This is a genomic window from Streptomyces sp. 6-11-2 (assembly GCF_006540305.1).
In the GTDB taxonomy this organism is placed as follows: Bacteria; Actinomycetota; Actinomycetes; order Streptomycetales; family Streptomycetaceae; genus Streptomyces.
The window spans coordinates 7,682,073-7,699,751 of sequence record NZ_BJOR01000001.1; the positions used below are offsets into that span (position 1 = coordinate 7,682,073).

Below are 17,679 nucleotides of genomic sequence, written 5' to 3' on the forward strand. Positions count from 1 at the left end.
ATGAAGGGCCTCCGGCCTCCCGCGTACGGCGGACGGCTGGAGGTCTCGGGAACTGATCGCTGCCCGTCGGCGTCATGACGATCATGGCGCAAGGTGGGAGCACGATGGGTGAGGATCCGACGTGGGCCGAGGTGCTGCTCACCCTTTTGCTCATGGCGGCTATTCCCACCGTGGTCGGAGGGGCGGTGATCGTGTCCCTTGTCGGGCTGACGATGTGGGTGACAGCACCGCTGCGGCGGCGCAGGCGCGGCAGTGCTGACGACGGGTAGGCGGGTTCAGTCCTGGTCGACACACGGGTGTCCGTGTCCGCGGCGCCGCGTGTCGTCCTGCCGTTATGACGCTTTGCGTTGACGTCTGATGGGCTCGCCCACTCGGTGCAGGTGGGTGAGTGCCTCGCGGTAGGACTGGATCAGGCCGGTTTCGTGGTACGGCACGTCGTTTTCCGCGCAGTACGCGCGTACGACGACCTGGGCCCGCCGTAGATGAGGCGTGGGCATGCTCGGGAACAGGTGATGCTCGATCTGGTAGTTGAGCCCGCCGAGCATCACGTCGGTGAGCCGGCCGCCCCGCACGTTGCGGGAGGTGAGTACCTGGCGGCGCAGGAAGTCGGGGCGGTCGTCGCCGGTGAAGGTGGGCATGCCCTTGTGGTTCGGGGCGAACGTGCAGCCGAGATACACACCGAACAGGCACTGGTGCACGACGAGGAACGCCACGGCCTTGCCGGGGGAGAGCACCAGGAACAGCGCGGACAAGTAGGCCGCCATGTGCAGGAAAAGCAGTGTGCCCTCCAGCAGGCGGCCCTTCATCGACGGCGAGCGCAGCGCCCGCACGCTCGCCACATGCAGGTTGAAGCCCTCCAGCGTCAGCAGGGGGAAGAACAAGAACGCCTGGTGGCCGCCGATGAACCGGGCCAGACCATTGCTGTTGCGGGCCTGCTCGGTGGACCACACCAGGATGTCCGGGGCGACATCGGGGTCGAGTTCCTCGTGGTTGGGGTTGGCGTGGTGGCGGGTGTGCTTGTTCATCCACCAGCCGTAACTCATGCCGATGCCGAGGTTGCCGAAGAGCCGGCCCCAGATCGCGCTCGCGCGGCGCTTCCGGAACACCTGCCGGTGCGCCAAGTCATGTGCCACCAAGGCGACCTGACCAAACATCAGCGCCATGAAGGCGGCGACCGCCAACTGCCACCACGTGTCGCCCAGCGCGTCGAAGGCCGCCCAGCCCGCCGCCAGCAGCCCGATCACGAGACCGAGCCGCACCGTGTAGTAACCGGGGCGCCGCCGCAGGAGACCCGCCTGGGTGATGCGCTGCGACAGCCGGGCGAAGTCGCTGCCGGCGTCGGGGCGGAGTCTTGGGGGCCGCTCGGCGGCCGGGGTGGTCGTGACCGTGGCGTCGGAGGAAATCGTCATGCAGGCGAGTCTGGCTACGGCCGTCCCACCGCCACCAGCCTGTCAGCCGTAGGGCTCGTGGGGGGCCGAGCCCCCTCCATCTCAGGGGGTTGTCCCCACCCCTACGCCCCCTGAGCTGGGCATTCGCCGGTTCGTCCGGAGCCGCGTGCCGGACCGACTCGCCTAGCCACAACTGCTCCACAGGAGGCAGCAACGACTCGTCGGCCAGCCGGCCGAGGAATGGGCGCTGTGAGGCGCAGGCCACGCGACGAGGGCCGGCTCCGTGGGCGCTTGAGTACTCCGTAGGTGCGGCCCCGGGCCGGCAGGCTGCTCTCGGGAAACGCGGCGAGGACCGTGGCCGACGGCCTGGTCCGGCACGACGGGCGATCCTTTGGAGGCATCGACATCGGGTCAACCCCTGCGACTGCAAGACGCAGCAGCAGCAGCTCGCAAGGACTGTCCTCCTGTCAACGTGCAGATTTTTAATAGGGAGATGAGCAACAGGGTCTCCCTGTTATGGTGCGCCTGTGTCATCGATCAAGCAGTTCCAAGTCACCTTCGACTGCGCGGAACCTGAGCGTCTCGCTCGCTTTTGGTGCGAGGTGTTGGGGTACGTCGTACCGCCGCCACCGGCGGGGTTCGCCACGTGGGACGATTTCAACCGCTCCCAGGCTCCCGAGGATCAGGGTTCATGGTTCGCCTGCAGTGATCCCTCAGGTGTCGGCCCGCGACTGTACTTTCAGCGGGTCCCCGAAGGCAAGGTCGCCAAGAATCGGCTGCATCTCGACGTGAGAGTCGGCACCGGACTCGTGGGGGAAGAGCGCCTGGCCGCGCTCGAGGCCGAATGCACACGACTGGTCCCGCTCGGCGCGGTACGCATGCGACTCCTGTATGACGGCAACGATTCGTGCATCGTGATGCAGGACATCGAGGGCAACGAGTTCTGCCTCGACTGAGCATCCTCCGAGCCGGCGAGGTGGGAAGCCGCCTCCTTTGGGCCTCTCTGGTCTCGTAGGGGGCGGGAATCGTCCCGTAAGGGCGGGGTTGTGCAGCCGGGTGATGCCGAGCACCGCGGCCGCTACCTGGAAGCCCTCGCCACGGCTGACGTCCTGCTGGTCGACAAGACCGGCGCCCTTACTCTGGGCCGCCCGCAGATTACCGACACCGTGCCCCTGGACGGCCGCACCGGGGAGGCGCTACTGCACAGATGCACGCTGCGGTCCGGCGTGAGCATCGTGGCGGCATGTCGATACGGGGGCGGACACCTGTGCGAAGATCACAGCGTGGACGATCTACGCTTCCGTCTTGCTCACGACGCTGATCTTGCCGCTGTAGTGCGTCTGCGCGACGACGCCGCCCGCTGGATGCTGGCCCAGGGCGTCACTGGTCAGTGGCGGCCTGGTGAGCTGGGCGGGGATCACTTCCGCCGGGTCATGCAAAGTGGGGAGCTATGGCTCGCGGAGGCTGCCGATCGTGTGGTGGGAGCCTGGGAGCTGTGGTGGGAGGACGAGGACGCCTGGGGGCCGCAGCCGCCGACGGCCAGCTATGTGCACCGGCTGATGGTTGACCACGGCACTGTCCCGCGCGGGACGGGGCGGGAGCTTCTGCGGGTCGCGGAGCGCCGCGTGGCCGAGGCGGGCAGGCCGTTGGTACGTCTGGACTGCCTGGCCGGCAATGCACGCCTGCATGCGTACTACCTCAACGCCGGCTATCACGTTGTCGGACGCAAGGAGGGCAAGCCGCAGCCAGGCGGTACGCCAAAGTCGTTCACCCTTCTCGAAAAGTCAGTACGGGACGGAGGGGAATAGGAAACGCCTGCTCCGTCGTGGTTGTACCGGAGCGGCAGGACACCGTGGGTTGCCGCGGTGCATGGTCGGCGTCGTCCGGCAGCCCTCTGGGCGATCCCACGACCGTCACCCGGTCGCGGGACACGAGGCTGCCGTCGTTTGTCATCGACATCTGGGCCTCGGGTGGTCACCAACTGCCCCCGAATCAGTCGACAAGCGCTCCTCCTGGAAGGTTCTGGCACACATTCCGTGACGCGGGGCACTGTGAGTGCCCTGATGCCCTCCGGCGGCAGGGGTTCGGGCTGCACCTCCCGCAGGGCGTCCACGTGCCGCCGGCACGCGTGCAATCATCCTGTTCGCCGATACGGCAAGGGAGGGGTGGATGGCTGGCGTGTGGGTGACGGTCTGTCTGCCGGCCGAGGCCGCGGGTGATATCGAAGGGGCGCTTGCAGAGGCCCTCGCGCCTTTCTGCCTAGACACGGCTGACAACCCCGCCGACCGTGGCATGTGGGACGAACGCCGCATCCGCGGCGGCAGCAACGGCAGGGGTTTTGCGATCGCCCCGGATACATGGACGATCCGAGGCTCATCCACGACGACCCTGGATACGACGGCGCGCCTCGCCCCAGTGCCCCGGGCGTCTGCGCCGGAGGACCGCGTGCCCTGCTCGATTTCTCGCAGCCGCACCTTGCTTCCGAGCGTGCGGTCGCCGCGTCCTGGGACCTGTGGCACAGCCTGTCTGCCGTACACCCTTCGGCCATTCCCCTTGCGGTCTTCGTGGACCGTTGGCGGAACGATCCGGACGCATTCCCCGGTGACCGGCGGGGAGACGAAATGTTCTCCGCTTACCGGGCCCAGCCGCTGATCGGGGCATACCTCGATCACCCATTCAGCCTCGGCATGGGGTATCTGGGCTTCCTAGGCCCTGACGACGATCCCCTGGAGCACCCCGTCATCAGCTATGACGGAACCCGTGCCGCGTACATCCGTGACCTCACTTCGCCAAACCCGCCGGATACGGACGTACTCACCCTGGACGGCTGGTGGTTGGAGGGCTGCTTCAACGCCGTCCACGCCTTCTGCGAGCCTGACCTTTGCCCTCACGACCCTCCGGCGCCCACCGTGTGGCCGGGCAGCGAGGCGTACCTCGCGGACCTTCCCGGCAACACAATCCTCGTCCGGCTCCACTGCCACGCCTGACGTCACTCATTGTGTGCGCTCCACGGAAAGTGAGGCAGAACCTCCTGGAAACCAGCGAAGCCAACGCTTCCTTGGTACAGGCCCTCGCCTACCTCCGGCACCGCCACGGCGGCCTCATCCCCGACCATGTGCGCCAGCCGAGTGCGGTTCCCGCACCACGTTCTGATGGGGCCAACAATCCAGCCGTCCGACGGGGCGACTGCTCCCACGCGGTGCGGGCCCGACCGGCGACTGCCCGGTCGGGCCCGCACCGCTGTGGGGCTCTGTCAGGCGGGGACCGCGGCGTGCTCCGGCTCGCCCTGTAGAGGGCGGCGGTGTACCCGGCGGGGCCGGAGCCGATGACGATGACCTCGCGCACGTCGTCGGGGTGCGTCACGGCTGTCACGCCTCCTGCGTGGCGTCGATCTCGGCGATGAGGGCCTCGATGCGGGTCTTGATCTCGTCGCGGATGGGGCGGACGGCCTCGACGCCCTTGCCCGCGGGGTCTTCCAGGGCCCAGTCGAGGTACTTCTTGCCGGGGAAGATGGGGCAGGCGTCGCCGCAGCCCATGGTGATGACGTAGTCGGAGGCCTGAACGGCCTCGGTGGTGAGGATCTTCGGCTTGGCCGCGGAGATGTCGACGCCGACTTCCTTCATGGCCTCGACGGCGGCCGGGTTGACCTGGTCGCCCGGGATGGAACCGGCGGAGCGGACCTCGATCCGGTCGCCCGCGAGGTGGTTGAGGAATCCGGCGGCCATCTGCGAACGGCCGGCGTTGTGGACGCAGACGAACAGCACGGAGGCGAGCGGAGCGGACATCGGTTCTTCCTTCACAAGATGCGGTGGCAGGTGGTGCGGTGAGGGTTCAGGTGCTCGGCAGGCTGGCGAGCAGCTCGGTGATACGGGCATTGATGACGTCGCGGATCTCGCGGACCACGTTGATCGGGGCGCCGTCGGGATCCGGCACGGGCCAGTCCAGGTACCGGCGGCCGGGCATGATCGGGCAGGCGTCGCCGCAGCCCATGGTGATCACGATGTCGGAGGCACTCACGACCTCGTCGGTCAGCGGCTTGGGGAACGCGGCAGTGGGATCGGCGCCGGCCTCGCTCAGGACCCGCTCGATGTGCGGCTCGATCTCCGGCGCCGGGTGAGTGCCGCCTGAAGAGACCGCGACCTGCCCCGGTGCCCGGTGCTGCAACAGCGCGGCGGCGAGCTGGGAACGGCCGGCGTTGTGGCTGCACACGAACAACACCCGGGGGAGCCCCGAGCCCGGCGCGCCGTGGGCGTGGGCGAGGGCGTCAAGGCGTTCGGTGGTGAGCCGCTCGGCCAGCACCACCAGGTGCGTGGTGACCGAGGCGGTCTCGGCGAGGCGCCGGTAGGAGTCGGTGAGCAGGCTCCGCACGGTCTCGACGCCGAAGCGGCCGGCATGCCGGGTCGCGAGCCGGGCTGCGCCGGCGGCCAGGCGTTCATCCGGCAGGGCAGGGGTGGGAACGGCGGACATGGAAGACCCTTTCGACGGGCCTATAGGTCAGCCCCGACTGGTATCAGTCTCGGGTGATGTGACAGTATCAGTCCATGCTGACGTCAGTCGACACTGACCTGATCCGGGTGCTGGCCGACCCTCTCAGGCTCCAGATCGTGACCCTGCTGGCCCGCGAGACGCTGTGCACCACGCACCTGGTGGAAGAGACCGGCGCCCGCCAGACGAACCTGTCCAACCACCTGAAGGTGCTGCGCGAAGCCGGGGTGGTGGAGACCGAGCCGTGCGGCCGGTTCACCTACTACCGTCTCAAGCCCGAGGTACTCGAGTCGCTCGCCGGCCAGTTCACCGGCCTCGCCGCAACCGCCCGCGCCAACGCCGAGACCAAGAGGGCCTGCCCGTGACCTCCACCGAGTCCGCCACGACCGCCGCGACGGCCGAGCAGCCCTCGATCGTCGCCAAGCTCTCTGCGCTCGACCGCTACCTGGCCGTCTGGATCCTCGCCGCGATGGCCGTCGGCCTCGGGCTCGGGCGCCTGATCCCCGGCCTGAACGACGCCCTGGCGAAGGTCGAGATCGGCGGTATCTCGCTGCCGATCGCGATCGGCCTGCTGGTCATGATGTATCCGGTCCTGGCGAAGGTCCGCTACGACAAGCTCGACGCGGTCACCGGCGACCGGAAGCTGATGGTCTCCTCGCTGGTCGTCAACTGGATCGTCGGCCCAGCGGTGATGTTCGCGCTGGCGTGGATCTTCCTGCCGGATCTGCCCGAGTACCGCACCGGCCTGATCATCGTCGGCCTGGCCCGCTGCATCGCCATGGTCATCATCTGGAACGACCTCGCCTGCGGCGACCGCGAAGCAGCCGCCGTCCTCGTCGCCCTGAACTCCGTCTTCCAGGTCCTCGCGTTCGGCCTGCTCGGCTGGTTCTACCTCGACCTGCTGCCCGGCTGGCTCGGCCTGGGCGACGGCCAGCACCTGGACATCTCGATGTGGAAGATCGCCCTGAACGTGGTCATCTTCCTCGGCATCCCGCTGCTCGCCGGCTTCCTGACCCGCCGCATCGGCGAGCAGAAGCTCGGCCGCGAGAAGTACGAGACGGGCTTCCTGCCGAAGATCGGCCCATGGGCGCTGTACGGCCTGCTGTTCACGATCGTCATCCTGTTCGCCCTGCAAGGAAAGACGATCACCTCGCAGCCGCTGGACGTGGCCCGTATCGCGCTGCCGCTGCTGGTGTATTTCGCGGTCATGTGGTTCGGCGTCTTCGCCCTGGGCAAGGCGATCGGCCTGGCCTACGACCGCACCGCCACCCTGGCGTTCACCGCTGCAGGCAACAACTTCGAGCTGGCCATCGCGGTCGCCATCGCCACCTTCGGCGTCACCTCCGGCCAGGCTCTGTCCGGCGTCGTCGGCCCACTCATCGAGGTACCGGTCCTCGTGGCCCTGGTGTACGTCTCCCTGGCCTGGCGTCGGAAGTTCGCCTTGGCGCAGATGGGTTCATGACGCAGCACGCGGACGTGGTGGTGGTCGGCGGCGGCCAGGCAGGGCTCGCCGCCGGCTACCACCTACGCCGCCAGAAAACGGACTTCGTCATCCTGGACGCCGAAGCGGCGCCGGGCGGGGCCTGGCAGCACATGTGGGACTCGCTGCACCTGTTCTCCCCGGCGGAGCACTCCTCGCTGCCCGGCCGGCTCATGCCCGCCCAGGCAGGCGAAACCTACCCGGACGCCGGGCACGTGGTGGAGTACCTCACCGACTACGAGAAGCGCTACGCCCTGCCCGCGCTGCACGGCACCCGTGTGGAGGCCGTACGCCGTGGCGGCGACCGGCTCCTGGTCGAAGCGGACTCCGGCACCTGGCGGACGAAGGCGGTCATCAGCGCGACCGGCACCTGGTCGCGGCCCTTCCTCCCCGCCGTCCCCGGCCGCAGGGTCTTCACCGGACGGCAGCTGCACACGGTGAACTACCGCTCCCCGGCCGACTTCACCGGACAGAACGTCATCGTGGTCGGCGGCGGGAACTCGGGCGCCCAGATCGCCGCCGACCTCGCCCTGGACGGGCGCGTCGACGTGACGTGGGCGACCCAGCGGCCGCCCCGGTTCCTGGCCGACACCATCGACGGCCGGGTCCTGTTCGACGTCGCCACCGCCCGCCGCCGGGCTCTCGACGCAGGCCGCAGCGACACCGGCGGTGTCGCTGCGCTCGGCGACATCGTCGCCGTCCCCCCGGTCCGTGCCGCCCGCGACGCCGGACTCCTCGACGCGAAGCCGATGTTCACCCGGTTCACCACCACCGGCGTTCAGTGGGCCGACGGCAGCCGCGCCGAGGCAGAGGTGATCATCTGGTGCACCGGCTTCCGACCTGCCCTCGCCCACCTTGCCCCACTGGGTCTGCGCGGGCCGCCCGGCCACATCCCGACGGCCGGCACACGGGCCGTCGCGGAGCCGCGCCTGCACCTTCTCGGGTACGGCGACTGGACCGGTCCGGCCTCCGCCACCCTGATCGGCGTGGGCCGCCCCGCACGTGACGCCGCCCGGGACATTGCGCAGCTGCTGAGCACCTGACGCCGCCCACCGGGGGTCAGGGCCGCGCGAGGATCGTGCAGAAGTCCCGGCCGCGCAGGTGTCCGGATCGGTCACGGCGGCCCAGCGGGCCAGCTCACCCAAGACCGAGCTGGTCGAGGTGCGCGAGGAGGCCGAGGCCGGCCGGTGGGGGATGACCGGCTCGTCGACCATCCTCGTGGATGGCGTCGCCCCCTTCGCCATGCCCGGAACTCCTGCGAGCCAGCCTGTCCTGCCGCTTGTACCGCGATGAGGAAGGCCGGCCCGGCGGCGCGCTGCGCGTCGAAGCCCTGCGGCAGGCGTGCGCCGGCACCGAGGCGTCCGCGTCCGTCGAAGCGTGCTGCGGGAGCGACCATCATGTCCTGGGTCCGATCGGCCGGGTCGGCCGAGCAGACCTTCGGCCCGCTCCTCGCCCGTGACTGACCCGCGGCCAGGGGCCGGTTCAGCCCCCGGCCGCGGCGGGAATCATCCACCCCGAGGACGTCTACCGCTACCCCACCCAACACTCACCACCAGCTGACCCCCGACGAGAAGGGCTGAATGGGAGCCGGGGCCCGGACCTGAATCTGCCGGCCGGCCCGAGCAGAGCCAGGTCAGTCGATGGCGGGGCTGCGGCGCTCGACGAGGACGACGTCGCGCCACAGGCCGTGGTGGCGTCCGATCCGCTCCCGCGTGCCGATGACTCGGAACCCGGCTCGCCGGTGAACGGCGAGGCTCGCGGTGTTCTCCGGGAAGATCCCGGACTGGATGGTCCAGATCCCGGCCTGCTCGGTGGAGTCGATCAGTGCCTTGAGCAGGGCCAAGGCGACACCGCGGCCCCGGGCGGCGGGGTGGACATAGACGGAGTGCTCGACGACGCCGGCGTAGGCACAGCGGTCGGAGACCTTGGTCGCGGCGACCCAGCCGAGCACGCCTCCGTCTTCGCCCCGCGCGACGAAGCGGTGCTCGGGCAGTCTCCCCGCGTCGAACGCCTCCCAGCTGGGGACGGTCGTCTCGAAGGTGGCGTTGCCCTCGTCGATACCGGCCTCGTAGATCGCCAAGACCTGCTCGGCGTGCTCAACGGTCAGCGGCACGATTGCCGCGCTGGACGAACCGGCGCCCACGGACATGGTGCAGTCCTCCCGTCGCCGTGCAGCGGTCAGGCCGCTGTGGCGGCGCTGGTCAGCAGCTTGCCCATGGCGGCCAGTACGGACGGCTCCACGCGGTAGTAGACCCAGGTGCCGCGCCGCTCGGAGGTGAGCAGCCCGGCCTCCTTGAGCTTCTTCAGGTGGTGGGAGACGGTCGGCTGGGAGACGCCGACGTCGGAGATGTCGCACACGCACGCCTCGCCGTCCTCGTGAGAGGCCACGGCGGAGAACAACCGCAGGCGCACCGGGTCGCCGAGCGCCTTGAACATCCGCGCGGCCCTCTCGGCCTCGTCGGCGGTCATGGGGCGCTCGGTCAGCGGCGGGCAGCACGGAACCACGCCCTGGCCGTCGGCGGGCTCGAGCAGCGGCAGCACCTTGGCATTCGACATGCATCTATGTTGACATACGTCGAACCAGGTGGGCGAGGGCTGTCACGAGCGCGCGAGGCAGGCGCCAGGCGGCGGGCGACGCGGGCAGCGTCCCGGGCCACTCCGCGCAGCGAGTTCGACGACGGGCTGCGCTGCCACTCCAGCCGGGCGAACGCCCATACCCGGCACGCCTGTGGCGGTGCTCGCCCGCACCGCAACAGGCATGCTCGCCAGCCCGCAACACGGTGAGGCTCGCAGCGCAGCACACACTCAGCCGCGACCCGCACTTCTGGCTGGAGCGCACCGGCCTGGACGTCGCCCCGCTGGGACGGCTGGCGCACACGCACGACCGGCTGTAGCCCCTCCCGCAGCAAGGCGTGGGCGGCAGCCGACCCCGACTGCCCTGCTCCGATGACTGACCACCACGTCGGCGCGATCCACGGACGACCCTGATTTCGACGTATGTCTATGTTGACGCTTATCGAAACAGGTGCCATGCTTGCCCCGCAAGTCATCGACAGATGTCGAAACAGGCAAGGAGTCGCCGTGAAGCCCGCCACCACCGAGCTGCCCGTCGTCGTGATCGGGGCCGGACCCGCTGGTCTGGCCGCCGCCGCTCACCTGGTCGACCGGGGCATCGAGCCCCTGGTCCTGGAAGCCGGACCCGCCGCCGGCGCCGCAGTGCGCGACTGGTCGCACATGCGCCTGTTCTCCACCTGGGGGGAGCTCACCGATCCCGCGGCGGAGAAGCTGCTCGCGCCGACCGGCTGGACCAGGCCGGACCCGACGACCTACCCCTCGGGCGGGGACTGGGCGGAGCAGTACCTTCAGCCCCTCGCCGACGCCCTCGGCGACAAGGTCCGCTTCGGCACGATGGTGACCGGCGTTTCCCGGGCCGGCCGCGACCGGATCGTGGATGCCGACCGCGAGACCCAGCCCTTCGTCGTGCACGTCGCCCACGCCGACGGCCGCGAGGAGCGGCTGTTCGCCCGCGCGGTCATCGACGCCTCCGGCACCTGGACCACCCCCTCCCCGGCGGGCGGCAGCGGACTGCCCGCGCTCGGCGAGAAGGCCGCCGCCGACCGCATCACCTACCGCGTCCCCGACCTGAAGGACCCGGCTGTCCGCGCCCGGTACGCGGGCAAGCGCACCGCCGTCATTGGCTCTGGAGCCTCCGCCTTCACCGCGCTCGCCGACCTCGCCGATCTCGCCAAGTCCGACGACGGCACCGGGACGAAGGCGGTGTGGATCCTGCGCCGGGGCATCTCCGGCTCCACCTTCGGCGGCGGAGAAGCCGACCAACTGCCCGCCCGCGGAGCCCTGGGCCTGGCGGCGAAGGCCGCCGTCGGCGACGGCTATGCCGAAGCGGTCACGGGCTTTCGCACCGAGGCGATCGAACGCGACAGCGACGGGCGTCTGGTGCTGGTGGGGGAGGACGGCCGACGGCTTCAGCCGGTGGACGAGGTGATCGTGCTGACCGGGTTCCGGCCCGATCTGTCCTTCCTGTCCGAGGTCCGCCTGAACCTGGACGAGCGCCTCCAGGCCCCGGTCGAACTCGCCCCACTGATCGACCCCAACCAGCACTCTTGCGGCACTGTCTACCCGCACGGCCACCGCGAGCTGTCCCACCCCGAACATGGCATTTACCTGGTCGGCATGAAGTCCTACGGCCGCGCCCCGACGTTCTTGGCCATGACCGGCTACGAGCAGGTCCGCTCCGTCACCGCCGCGATCGCCGGCGACCTCGACTCCGCCGACCGCGTCGAACTCACCCTGCCCGAGACCGGCGTCTGCGGAGGCGCGGGCCTGTTCGACGCCCCCGACGCCGCGCAAAGCAGCGAGGACGGCGGTTGCTGCGGCGCCCCAGCCACCCTCCAGAACGGCATCGGCGTCCCGGCTGCCTCCGGCGGCTGCTGAACCCCACACAAGGAGGTCCGCCATGTCCCACGTACAACTCGCCCTCCAGGTCCCCGATCTGGACGCCTCCGTCGCCTTCTACAGCAAACTGTTCGGCACCGAGCCCACGAAGCTCCGCGACGGCTACGCCAACTTCGCCATCGCAGAGCCCCCTCTCAAGCTCGTCCTCGTCGAGGGCAGGGCAGGTGAGGCAACGCGCATGGACCACCTGGGCGTCGAGGTCGAGAGCACCGAGGCCGTCCACGCCACCACCCGTCTGAGCCAGGCCGGCCTGGCCACCGACGTGGAAGACGACACCACCTGCTGCTACGCCCTCCAGGACAAGGTCTGGGTCCACGGCCCCGGCCAAGAACCCTGGGAGATCTACGTCGTCAAGGGCGACGCGGACAGCCTGGCCAAGCAGCCGAACAGCACCTGCTGCGCCGGCCCAGCCGAGGCGGACAGGACGGAACCGGCCGCCTCGGGCAGCTGCTGCGCCTCGTGACCACTCTCCACACCCACACGAGCGGGGCCGCGACCGGATCGGGGGACCGGTCGCGGCCCCGAGCCGCCCTGCCCGCTCTCTGCGCCACGCAGATCGTGAGCTGGGGCATCGTCTACTACGCCTTCCCCGTCCTCAACCCGCAGATCACCACCGCGACCAGTTGGCCGACCGGGGCGACCACCGCGGCGTTCTCCCTCGGCCTGGTCGTCTCCGCGCTCGCCGGAATCCGCATCGGGCGCATCCTCGATCGGCGCGGCCCACGCGCCGTCATGACCGCAGGCTCCGCCGTCGGCACCACCAGCCTGCTCATCGTGGCAACTGCCCCCAACCTGCCGGTCTTCTTCGCCGGTTGGATGCTGGCCGGACTCGCGATGGCCGCCACCTTCTACCAGCCCGCGTTCGCGGCCCTCACTCGCTGGTGGGCCCCCGACCATGTAAGGGCCCTGACGACCGTGACCCTCGCCGGCGGCCTCGCGTCCACCGTCTTCGCACCCCTGACGGCACTGCTCGCCGACCACCTCACCTGGCGCCACACCTACCTCGTGCTCGCCGGCATCCTCGCCGCCGTCACCATCCCCGCCCACACCCTGGCACTGCGCGCACCCTGGCCCGACGCCCCAACCAGCCCCGGCCACACGGCCACAGGCGCCACCGAGGTCGGGCGCAGCCGGCCGTTCCTGCTCCTCGCCGCAACCCTCACCCTGTCGGCCTTCGCGATGTACGCCGTCGTCGTCGCCCTCGTCCCGCTGCTCCTGGAACGCGGGTACACCACCAACCAGGCAGCATGGGCCCTCGGACTCGGCGGCGCCGGACAGACCCTCGGGCGCACCCTGTACGCCACCCTCGCACGGCGCACCACTGTCACGGCCCGCACGACGATCCTGGTCACGCTCGGCGGCCTCACCACCGCCGCCTTCGCTGCTGTGTCCGGTCCCTACGCGCTGCTCATCGCCGTATCGGTCATGGCCGGCATGGTCCGCGGCAACCTCACCCTGCTCCAGGCCACCGCCATCACCGACCGCTGGGGCACCACCCACTACGGACACCTCTCGGCGCTCCTGGCAGCTCCAGCCACCACGGCAGCGGCCTTGGCCCCGTTCGCCGGCGCAGCCCTCGCTGTGCCCCTCGGGGGTTACGGACTCCTTTTCTGCCTCCTGGCCGCCGCATCCATGATTGCCGCGCTCATTGCACCGTGGACGGCCGCCGCCGTCGCCGCACCCCGCCGCGGGCAGTCACTCTGACTCCCGGATGGCCCCGTCGAACCGGTGCTGCGAATTCGGACAAGCAATCCAATGCTGGTATGGAGGCCACCGACTTCCCCGACGACCTGGTGCAGACGAGACGCAAGCTGCCTGGAGCGCCGCCCAAGAAGCGCTCGCCGCGCCCCACCGCCGGTGGCCCACCGCGCTGCGCCGCCGCCCGCTGCGCCTGTCCGTTACGGCTGTGGTGGCACCCTTGCCGCCGACGCCGCCGACCTCCATCTGCTCGGAGAGCTTCATGACTTCGCCGTTGAAGCTCTCCACGATCCGGTCAACGACGCACCACCTCGACGTTACATCGCCGCCCAGTCGAGTCCGAGGTTGGCGAGCTGCTGGAGTTTGTCCGCGGTGAGCTTGGCGCGACGGTTCTCTTGGTCGAAAACCCATCTACCAGGAACTTCGCCACGTTGTCAGTCCAACTGTCTTATCGCAGAGGCAGGTTGGAAAGGGCTAAGTGAGCAGTGGCTTTCGGGCCGGCCGGCGTGCCGGTCATCTGGGTTCGCGCCGCCAGAACGTCGGCCGCCACCAGTAGAGGTCCGGCTGGTAGTCGGGCCAGGGCGCGGGGTCGTCGGGGTCCTCGAATGAGTCCTGCTGCGGGTCGATCGGTCGCCAAAGGGAGTCGATTGGTTCGTCGGGGAGTGGGCGGCGGGTGAAGCGCAGGCCGCGCTGGTCGCACGCTCCGAAGCGCTGCACGTTGCGCTGCGCTTCGATCAGTGAGACGCGGTTGGCGCCGGTCGTGGTCGGCCAACGCAGTTGTGAGAGGTCGTCCTCCCAGAAGCACACCGGGCAGATGTCGTTCGAGCCGCGCGGGTCGTCGTGGACGAGGTGGCCGCAGCAGGGGCAGGAGTGGCGGTCGGCCACCGTGGTGGTGTGGGCGGTGTTCCAGGACTGGCGTCCCTGCAGCCAAGCGGGCAGGGTCTCGGTGCGGTTGCGCCAGGGGACGGGGATGCCTTCGGCGCCGACGTGGGAGGCGACGATGCCGCCGACGATCGTGCACGTGGTGTCGACGTCTCCACCGGCCGAGGCAGTGGCCCACAGGGCAGTCGCGTAATCGGTCAGATTCCGGGCGGCGCACCAGAGGGTGAAGGGGACCGTGTCGACGCGCTGACCTGGCGTCCGTTGCCGAGATGATGGGCGGCGAGTTCGACGTGAGGCTGGTCCAGGAGCGTACCGGCCTCGATGATGCCGTCGCGTACCCGGCTGGGCGGGACGAGGTCCAAAACGGTGGCGAACAGGTCCGCGCCGGTCACGGGTTCGGTGCGGCGGTGCGCGGCGCGGCTGGCGGCGACGGCGACCGCGACGGCCCCGGCGACGGCTTCGGGGTGGGTGTGGGTCACTTCGGCGGACAGGGCAGCCTGCCGGGCTGCGTGTTCCGGGTGGCCTGGGTAGCGGGCGCCGAGAGGGGCGACGCGCATCGCTGCCCCGTTGCCCCAGGAGCCCTGTCCGTCGAACAGTCCGGCCGCGAGTTCGCGCCAGTTGCCGCCCTGGCGGACCAGGCGCAGCAGGCGGTTCATCGCGGGACCGTAGCCGCGGTCGAAGTCGTGCCGTTCGGCGAAGGAACGAGCGAGTTCATCTTGGTCCACCTCGCCTCGCTGCATGACGAGTTGGTGGATGGAGCAGGCCATTTCCGTGTCGTCGGTCCACGGCCATGGCGCTTCAGGCAGTTGCTGGTCACGCAGAGTGGGGAGGTTGTCGGGGACGAAGAACTGGGCTCCGAAGGCGTCGCCGACGGCCAGGCCGTTCAAGGCGTCGCGGGCGGTGGCGATGGGATCGATCGGAGGACTATTGAAGGAGTAGGAGTGGGAGGCCATTGCCGCGCATCCTGCCAATCCCAGACCATGCCGGCCACTGGTTTCATCGCGTGGAGGAACTGCACTGGCGGGCCCGCGCTGTCGCGTCGGGGCCGGTGGAAGCCGCGGAGGGACCGCGTCGAGGCACGCACACCGCCGTCGCCCCTGCTGACCGACCCCCAGCTGATCAGGTCCTGACTGATGGCTGCCTCTCCAGGAGGTGGTGCATCACGTGCTCCGGGATGGCCGGGTTAGCGGCTGCCGACATGGCGGTGGTGGCATCGTGGAGCAGGCTGGTCAGCGCGCGCGTGGTCAGGTGCGGGTCGCGCGCTGCCGCTTCTCTGATGAGGCAGTCGGGGTCGTCGAGGAGACGGATCACCGAGGCCGGCGTGAGGCGCGGGTCGCGAAGGGCCCGCCGGCGCACGCCGCGGTCGGGGTCACGGCTGAACCTCTCGACCAGGTCCGCCGTGGCGGTGGGGTCTTCGAGGGCGAGCTTGCGCATGCGGGGATCGGGGTCGTCGGCGTACTGCAGGGTGTTCTGTCGAGGGAAGTTGGGGTGTTCCGGGAAACGGGCGGCTGAATAGCCGTCCCACGTGCGGCACATCTCGAGCAGAACCTCGGCGGGTGCCTGGGCGCAGTTCTCGGCGAGGAACAGACGCACGACCCAGTCCTCGTCACGTGCCAGGCGTTCGACGACGTCGGGCGGGAGGTTCTTCGCGCAGGCGGCGCTGCGGCGGACGAGCAGGTGGGAGGAGGAGGCGCAGCGGCGGATAGCCTCTTCGTCGTCCTGCAGAGCCCGCACCCACGGGAGCGGATTGCAGCGCGCCTTTGGACTGATCTCCACGGGGACGCGCCCACGTTCCTCCTCGGTGAGGTCCGGGCGCACCGACACCGTCCACCGGACGGCCGGGTCCAGGTCCTGACCGAGTTCAGCGACCAGGTGCGGCGCGAGGTCCGGGTTGCCGGCGGCCGCGCGTCGCAACTCCCGGTCCGGGCTGTGCGCGAGAGCGTGGCCCAGTTCGTCGGAGAGCAGGCATTCCCGTGCGGCGCGGTGGCGTTGCTCGTCGTCGGGCAGAGCCGCAAACACCGAGACCGGCATCGGCGCGGCGGTGTGGGCGAGCAGGATTGCTTCGGCCCGCACTTCGGGGTCGGGGTCAGCCATCAGCGACGTGTGGGTGTCCGGTTCCAGGTGCGGCCAGGCTCGCCGGCAGGCGGCGCGGCGTACGGCGGGGTCCGCATCAGCCGCGAGCGTCACCAGGTGCCGGGCGGGCAGATCGCGATGGAGTGCGACCTCGGCTCTCACCTGCGCGTTGGGATCGGCGACGAGTTGCGCGAACGTGGCCTCGGTCAGGGGCGACCTTCCGTCCACCGCACAGGCGGTGAAGATCCATCGCAACCCGGGTCTGGGTTCAATGAAGAGCCGTTCTCGCTGCTCGGCGGTGAGTGTCCAGCGCTCTGCGAGCTGCTTGCGGACGCGTGGCTCGGGATGGGAGATCCACGCCTCGACGACTTCGTCAGGCAATTCACGGGTGATCAGCCAGCCGGCGCCGGGGAGCCGTTCGCCTTCTGCGACATCGAGCAGCCGCCGCAGTACCGAGGCGGGTGCGGCTGGGTTGCGGGCCAGCCCGTCTCGCCACGCCGACCGGAGGCGCTGTGGCGCGGTCTTCCAACGCAGTACGGCATGCCACCCGGACTGGCGCATCTGCGGGGTCTCCTGGGCGTGAGCCTGAGCCCAGGACTCGACCCACGCGTGGAAGCGGTCGACGGCGATCAGCCAGACCTCGTACTCCTCACTGGTCGCGCCCAGCACGCTCTCGCCGTCCAGCGACATGGAGACGAACTCAGGTCGCCCCCGGCGCTGGCCGAGCACCCCGGTCAGGTCCCACTGCTCGGCAAGACGTACGCGCGTCCAGTGACTGCACCAGTGGGACTGGCAGCCGTGCCCGGCGACGTTGATCAGGAACTCACCGTTGTGGTCGATCACGCCGTGTTCGACAGCCAGACGATGCCACTGCCGGTTCAGTTCGGCCACCTGATCCGGCCGGTCGTTTCGCACGGCCACCGTCGGTACCGCGTTCCCGGAGGCCACCGGACGCCAGGCCACCGCTGCGGGGCGCGCGTTGTTCACCCTTCCGTGCCCGGCCACTTCCAGCCCCGCACGCTCCAGCAGCTCACGCAGTTCACTTTCCCCGCCCGTCATGAGCGCCATCTTCCCGGCCGCCCTCGCAGCAGTCCACCGAGATCAGCGATCACAGTCCGCAGCGGTAGTCTGCACGAACGGATCGTGGTCGAGCGGGTGACGACCGCGCCGTGTTCGTCGGCCTCGTCAATGGTCCCAGTG

The 17,679-nt window shown here is 69.9% G+C and carries 17 protein-coding genes and 1 pseudogene; 10 read left to right on the top strand and 8 right to left on the bottom strand.

The window, feature by feature from the left end:
• Window positions 1-74: 74 nt before the first annotated feature.
• On the top strand, window positions 75-269 hold the full coding sequence (locus TNCT6_RS34485) for a hypothetical protein (protein ID WP_141365423.1): 195 nt from the start codon (window positions 75-77) through the stop codon (window positions 267-269).
• Between the two features lie 63 nt (window positions 270-332).
• Here TNCT6_RS34485 and TNCT6_RS34490 read toward each other — a convergent pair whose 3' ends face one another.
• Window positions 333-1,409, bottom strand: a complete 1,077-nt coding sequence (locus TNCT6_RS34490; RefSeq protein WP_141365425.1) for an acyl-CoA desaturase — start codon at window positions 1,407-1,409, stop codon at window positions 333-335.
• 506 nt (window positions 1,410-1,915) lie between these two features.
• On the opposite strand from TNCT6_RS34490, the gene TNCT6_RS34495 reads away from it, so the two are divergent.
• From TNCT6_RS34495 to TNCT6_RS34505, 3 genes are all read left to right on the top strand, one after another.
• Window positions 1,916-2,344: a VOC family protein gene (locus TNCT6_RS34495; RefSeq protein WP_141365427.1), complete on the top strand. Its 429-nt coding sequence runs from the start codon at window positions 1,916-1,918 to the stop codon at window positions 2,342-2,344.
• 327 nt (window positions 2,345-2,671) lie between these two features.
• The gene (locus TNCT6_RS34500) at window positions 2,672-3,196 is read left to right on the top strand and encodes a GNAT family N-acetyltransferase (RefSeq protein ID WP_141367093.1); all 525 of its coding nucleotides are present in this window, start codon (window positions 2,672-2,674) and stop codon (window positions 3,194-3,196) included.
• An 813-nt stretch (window positions 3,197-4,009) separates the two neighbouring features.
• Window positions 4,010-4,375: a hypothetical protein gene (locus TNCT6_RS34505; protein ID WP_141365429.1), complete on the top strand. Its 366-nt coding sequence runs from the start codon at window positions 4,010-4,012 to the stop codon at window positions 4,373-4,375.
• A gap of 381 nt (window positions 4,376-4,756) precedes the next feature.
• On the opposite strand, the gene TNCT6_RS34510 is transcribed toward TNCT6_RS34505, so the two are convergent.
• Together TNCT6_RS34510 and TNCT6_RS34515 are read right to left on the bottom strand one after the other, a co-directional pair.
• Complete coding sequence (locus tag TNCT6_RS34510; RefSeq protein ID WP_141365431.1) at window positions 4,757-5,173, bottom strand: arsenate reductase ArsC; 417 nt, start codon at window positions 5,171-5,173, stop codon at window positions 4,757-4,759.
• Window positions 5,174-5,219: 46 nt separating this feature from the next.
• A complete protein-coding gene (locus tag TNCT6_RS34515; protein WP_141365433.1) occupies window positions 5,220-5,855 on the bottom strand; it encodes a low molecular weight phosphatase family protein in 636 nt (211 codons plus the stop codon).
• A gap of 74 nt (window positions 5,856-5,929) precedes the next feature.
• Between TNCT6_RS34515 and TNCT6_RS34520 the strand changes: the two genes are divergently transcribed.
• Genes TNCT6_RS34520 through TNCT6_RS34530 form a run of 3 tightly spaced genes read left to right on the top strand, consistent with a single transcriptional unit; the run spans window position 5,930 to window position 8,396 of the window.
• Entirely contained in the window at window positions 5,930-6,238 is a 309-nt protein-coding gene (locus TNCT6_RS34520) for a helix-turn-helix transcriptional regulator (RefSeq protein ID WP_141365435.1), read from the top strand.
• Window positions 6,229-7,335 (top strand): ACR3 family arsenite efflux transporter, encoded by a 1,107-nt coding sequence (arsB, locus tag TNCT6_RS34525; RefSeq protein WP_373996254.1) that lies wholly within the window; start codon window positions 6,229-6,231, stop codon window positions 7,333-7,335. The genes TNCT6_RS34520 and arsB overlap by 10 nt, the downstream gene beginning before the upstream one ends.
• Window positions 7,332-8,396, top strand: a complete 1,065-nt coding sequence (locus TNCT6_RS34530; protein ID WP_141365439.1) for an ArsO family NAD(P)H-dependent flavin-containing monooxygenase — start codon at window positions 7,332-7,334, stop codon at window positions 8,394-8,396. Before arsB ends, TNCT6_RS34530 begins: the two co-directional genes overlap by 4 nt.
• A gap of 590 nt (window positions 8,397-8,986) precedes the next feature.
• Here TNCT6_RS34530 and TNCT6_RS34535 read toward each other — a convergent pair.
• Together TNCT6_RS34535 and TNCT6_RS34540 are read right to left on the bottom strand one after the other, a co-directional pair.
• Window positions 8,987-9,502: a GNAT family N-acetyltransferase gene (locus TNCT6_RS34535; protein WP_141365441.1), complete on the bottom strand. Its 516-nt coding sequence runs from the start codon at window positions 9,500-9,502 to the stop codon at window positions 8,987-8,989.
• A gap of 29 nt (window positions 9,503-9,531) precedes the next feature.
• Window positions 9,532-9,909 (bottom strand): helix-turn-helix transcriptional regulator, encoded by a 378-nt coding sequence (locus tag TNCT6_RS34540; protein ID WP_141365443.1) that lies wholly within the window; start codon window positions 9,907-9,909, stop codon window positions 9,532-9,534.
• A 474-nt stretch (window positions 9,910-10,383) separates the two neighbouring features.
• On the opposite strand from TNCT6_RS34540, the gene TNCT6_RS34550 reads away from it, so the two are divergent.
• From TNCT6_RS34550 to TNCT6_RS34560, 3 genes are read left to right on the top strand one after another with little or no spacing between them, the layout of a single operon-like run.
• Window positions 10,384-11,805, top strand: coding sequence for an NAD(P)-binding domain-containing protein (locus TNCT6_RS34550; protein WP_141365447.1), 1,422 nt, complete (start codon window positions 10,384-10,386; stop codon window positions 11,803-11,805).
• A gap of 22 nt (window positions 11,806-11,827) precedes the next feature.
• Entirely contained in the window at window positions 11,828-12,289 is a 462-nt protein-coding gene (locus TNCT6_RS34555) for an ArsI/CadI family heavy metal resistance metalloenzyme (RefSeq protein WP_141365449.1), read from the top strand.
• A complete protein-coding gene (locus TNCT6_RS34560) occupies window positions 12,286-13,530 on the top strand; it encodes an MFS transporter (protein ID WP_141365451.1) in 1,245 nt (414 codons plus the stop codon). The genes TNCT6_RS34555 and TNCT6_RS34560 overlap by 4 nt, the downstream gene beginning before the upstream one ends.
• A 507-nt stretch (window positions 13,531-14,037) precedes the next feature.
• Here TNCT6_RS34560 and TNCT6_RS41295 read toward each other — a convergent pair.
• The 3 genes and pseudogenes from TNCT6_RS41295 to TNCT6_RS34585 all read right to left on the bottom strand — a co-directional run bounded on the left by TNCT6_RS41295 (window position 14,038) and on the right by TNCT6_RS34585 (window position 17,538).
• A complete protein-coding gene (locus tag TNCT6_RS41295; protein WP_141367095.1) occupies window positions 14,038-14,409 on the bottom strand; it encodes a CPCC family cysteine-rich protein in 372 nt (123 codons plus the stop codon).
• A 39-nt stretch (window positions 14,410-14,448) separates the two neighbouring features.
• Window positions 14,449-15,359, bottom strand: a pseudogene (locus tag TNCT6_RS34580) (ADP-ribosylglycohydrolase family protein); the annotation flags it as partial.
• A gap of 166 nt (window positions 15,360-15,525) precedes the next feature.
• Entirely contained in the window at window positions 15,526-17,538 is a 2,013-nt protein-coding gene (locus tag TNCT6_RS34585) for a HEAT repeat domain-containing protein (RefSeq protein ID WP_141365453.1), read from the bottom strand.
• Window positions 17,539-17,679: the final 141 nt, after the last annotated feature.

What these genes read in the sequence shown, in the direction of transcription:
- TNCT6_RS34550 (WP_141365447.1), top strand. Translation starts at nt 10,384, where the DNA reads ATGCTTGCCCCGCAAGTCATCGACAGATGTCGAAACAGGCAAGGAGTC.
- TNCT6_RS34535 (WP_141365441.1), bottom strand. Translation starts at nt 9,502, where the DNA reads ATGTCCGTGGGCGCCGGTTCGTCCAGCGCGGCAATCGTGCCGCTGACC.
- TNCT6_RS34555 (WP_141365449.1), top strand. Translation starts at nt 11,828, where the DNA reads ATGTCCCACGTACAACTCGCCCTCCAGGTCCCCGATCTGGACGCCTCC.
- TNCT6_RS34585 (WP_141365453.1), bottom strand. Translation starts at nt 17,538, where the DNA reads ATGACGGGCGGGGAAAGTGAACTGCGTGAGCTGCTGGAGCGTGCGGGG.
- TNCT6_RS34485 (WP_141365423.1), top strand. Translation starts at nt 75, where the DNA reads ATGACGATCATGGCGCAAGGTGGGAGCACGATGGGTGAGGATCCGACG.
- TNCT6_RS34505 (WP_141365429.1), top strand. Translation starts at nt 4,010, where the DNA reads ATGTTCTCCGCTTACCGGGCCCAGCCGCTGATCGGGGCATACCTCGAT.
- TNCT6_RS34520 (WP_141365435.1), top strand. Translation starts at nt 5,930, where the DNA reads ATGCTGACGTCAGTCGACACTGACCTGATCCGGGTGCTGGCCGACCCT.
- TNCT6_RS34530 (WP_141365439.1), top strand. Translation starts at nt 7,332, where the DNA reads ATGACGCAGCACGCGGACGTGGTGGTGGTCGGCGGCGGCCAGGCAGGG.
- TNCT6_RS34540 (WP_141365443.1), bottom strand. Translation starts at nt 9,909, where the DNA reads ATGTCGAATGCCAAGGTGCTGCCGCTGCTCGAGCCCGCCGACGGCCAG.
- TNCT6_RS34515 (WP_141365433.1), bottom strand. Translation starts at nt 5,855, where the DNA reads ATGTCCGCCGTTCCCACCCCTGCCCTGCCGGATGAACGCCTGGCCGCC.
- TNCT6_RS34510 (WP_141365431.1), bottom strand. Translation starts at nt 5,173, where the DNA reads ATGTCCGCTCCGCTCGCCTCCGTGCTGTTCGTCTGCGTCCACAACGCC.
- TNCT6_RS34490 (WP_141365425.1), bottom strand. Translation starts at nt 1,409, where the DNA reads ATGACGATTTCCTCCGACGCCACGGTCACGACCACCCCGGCCGCCGAG.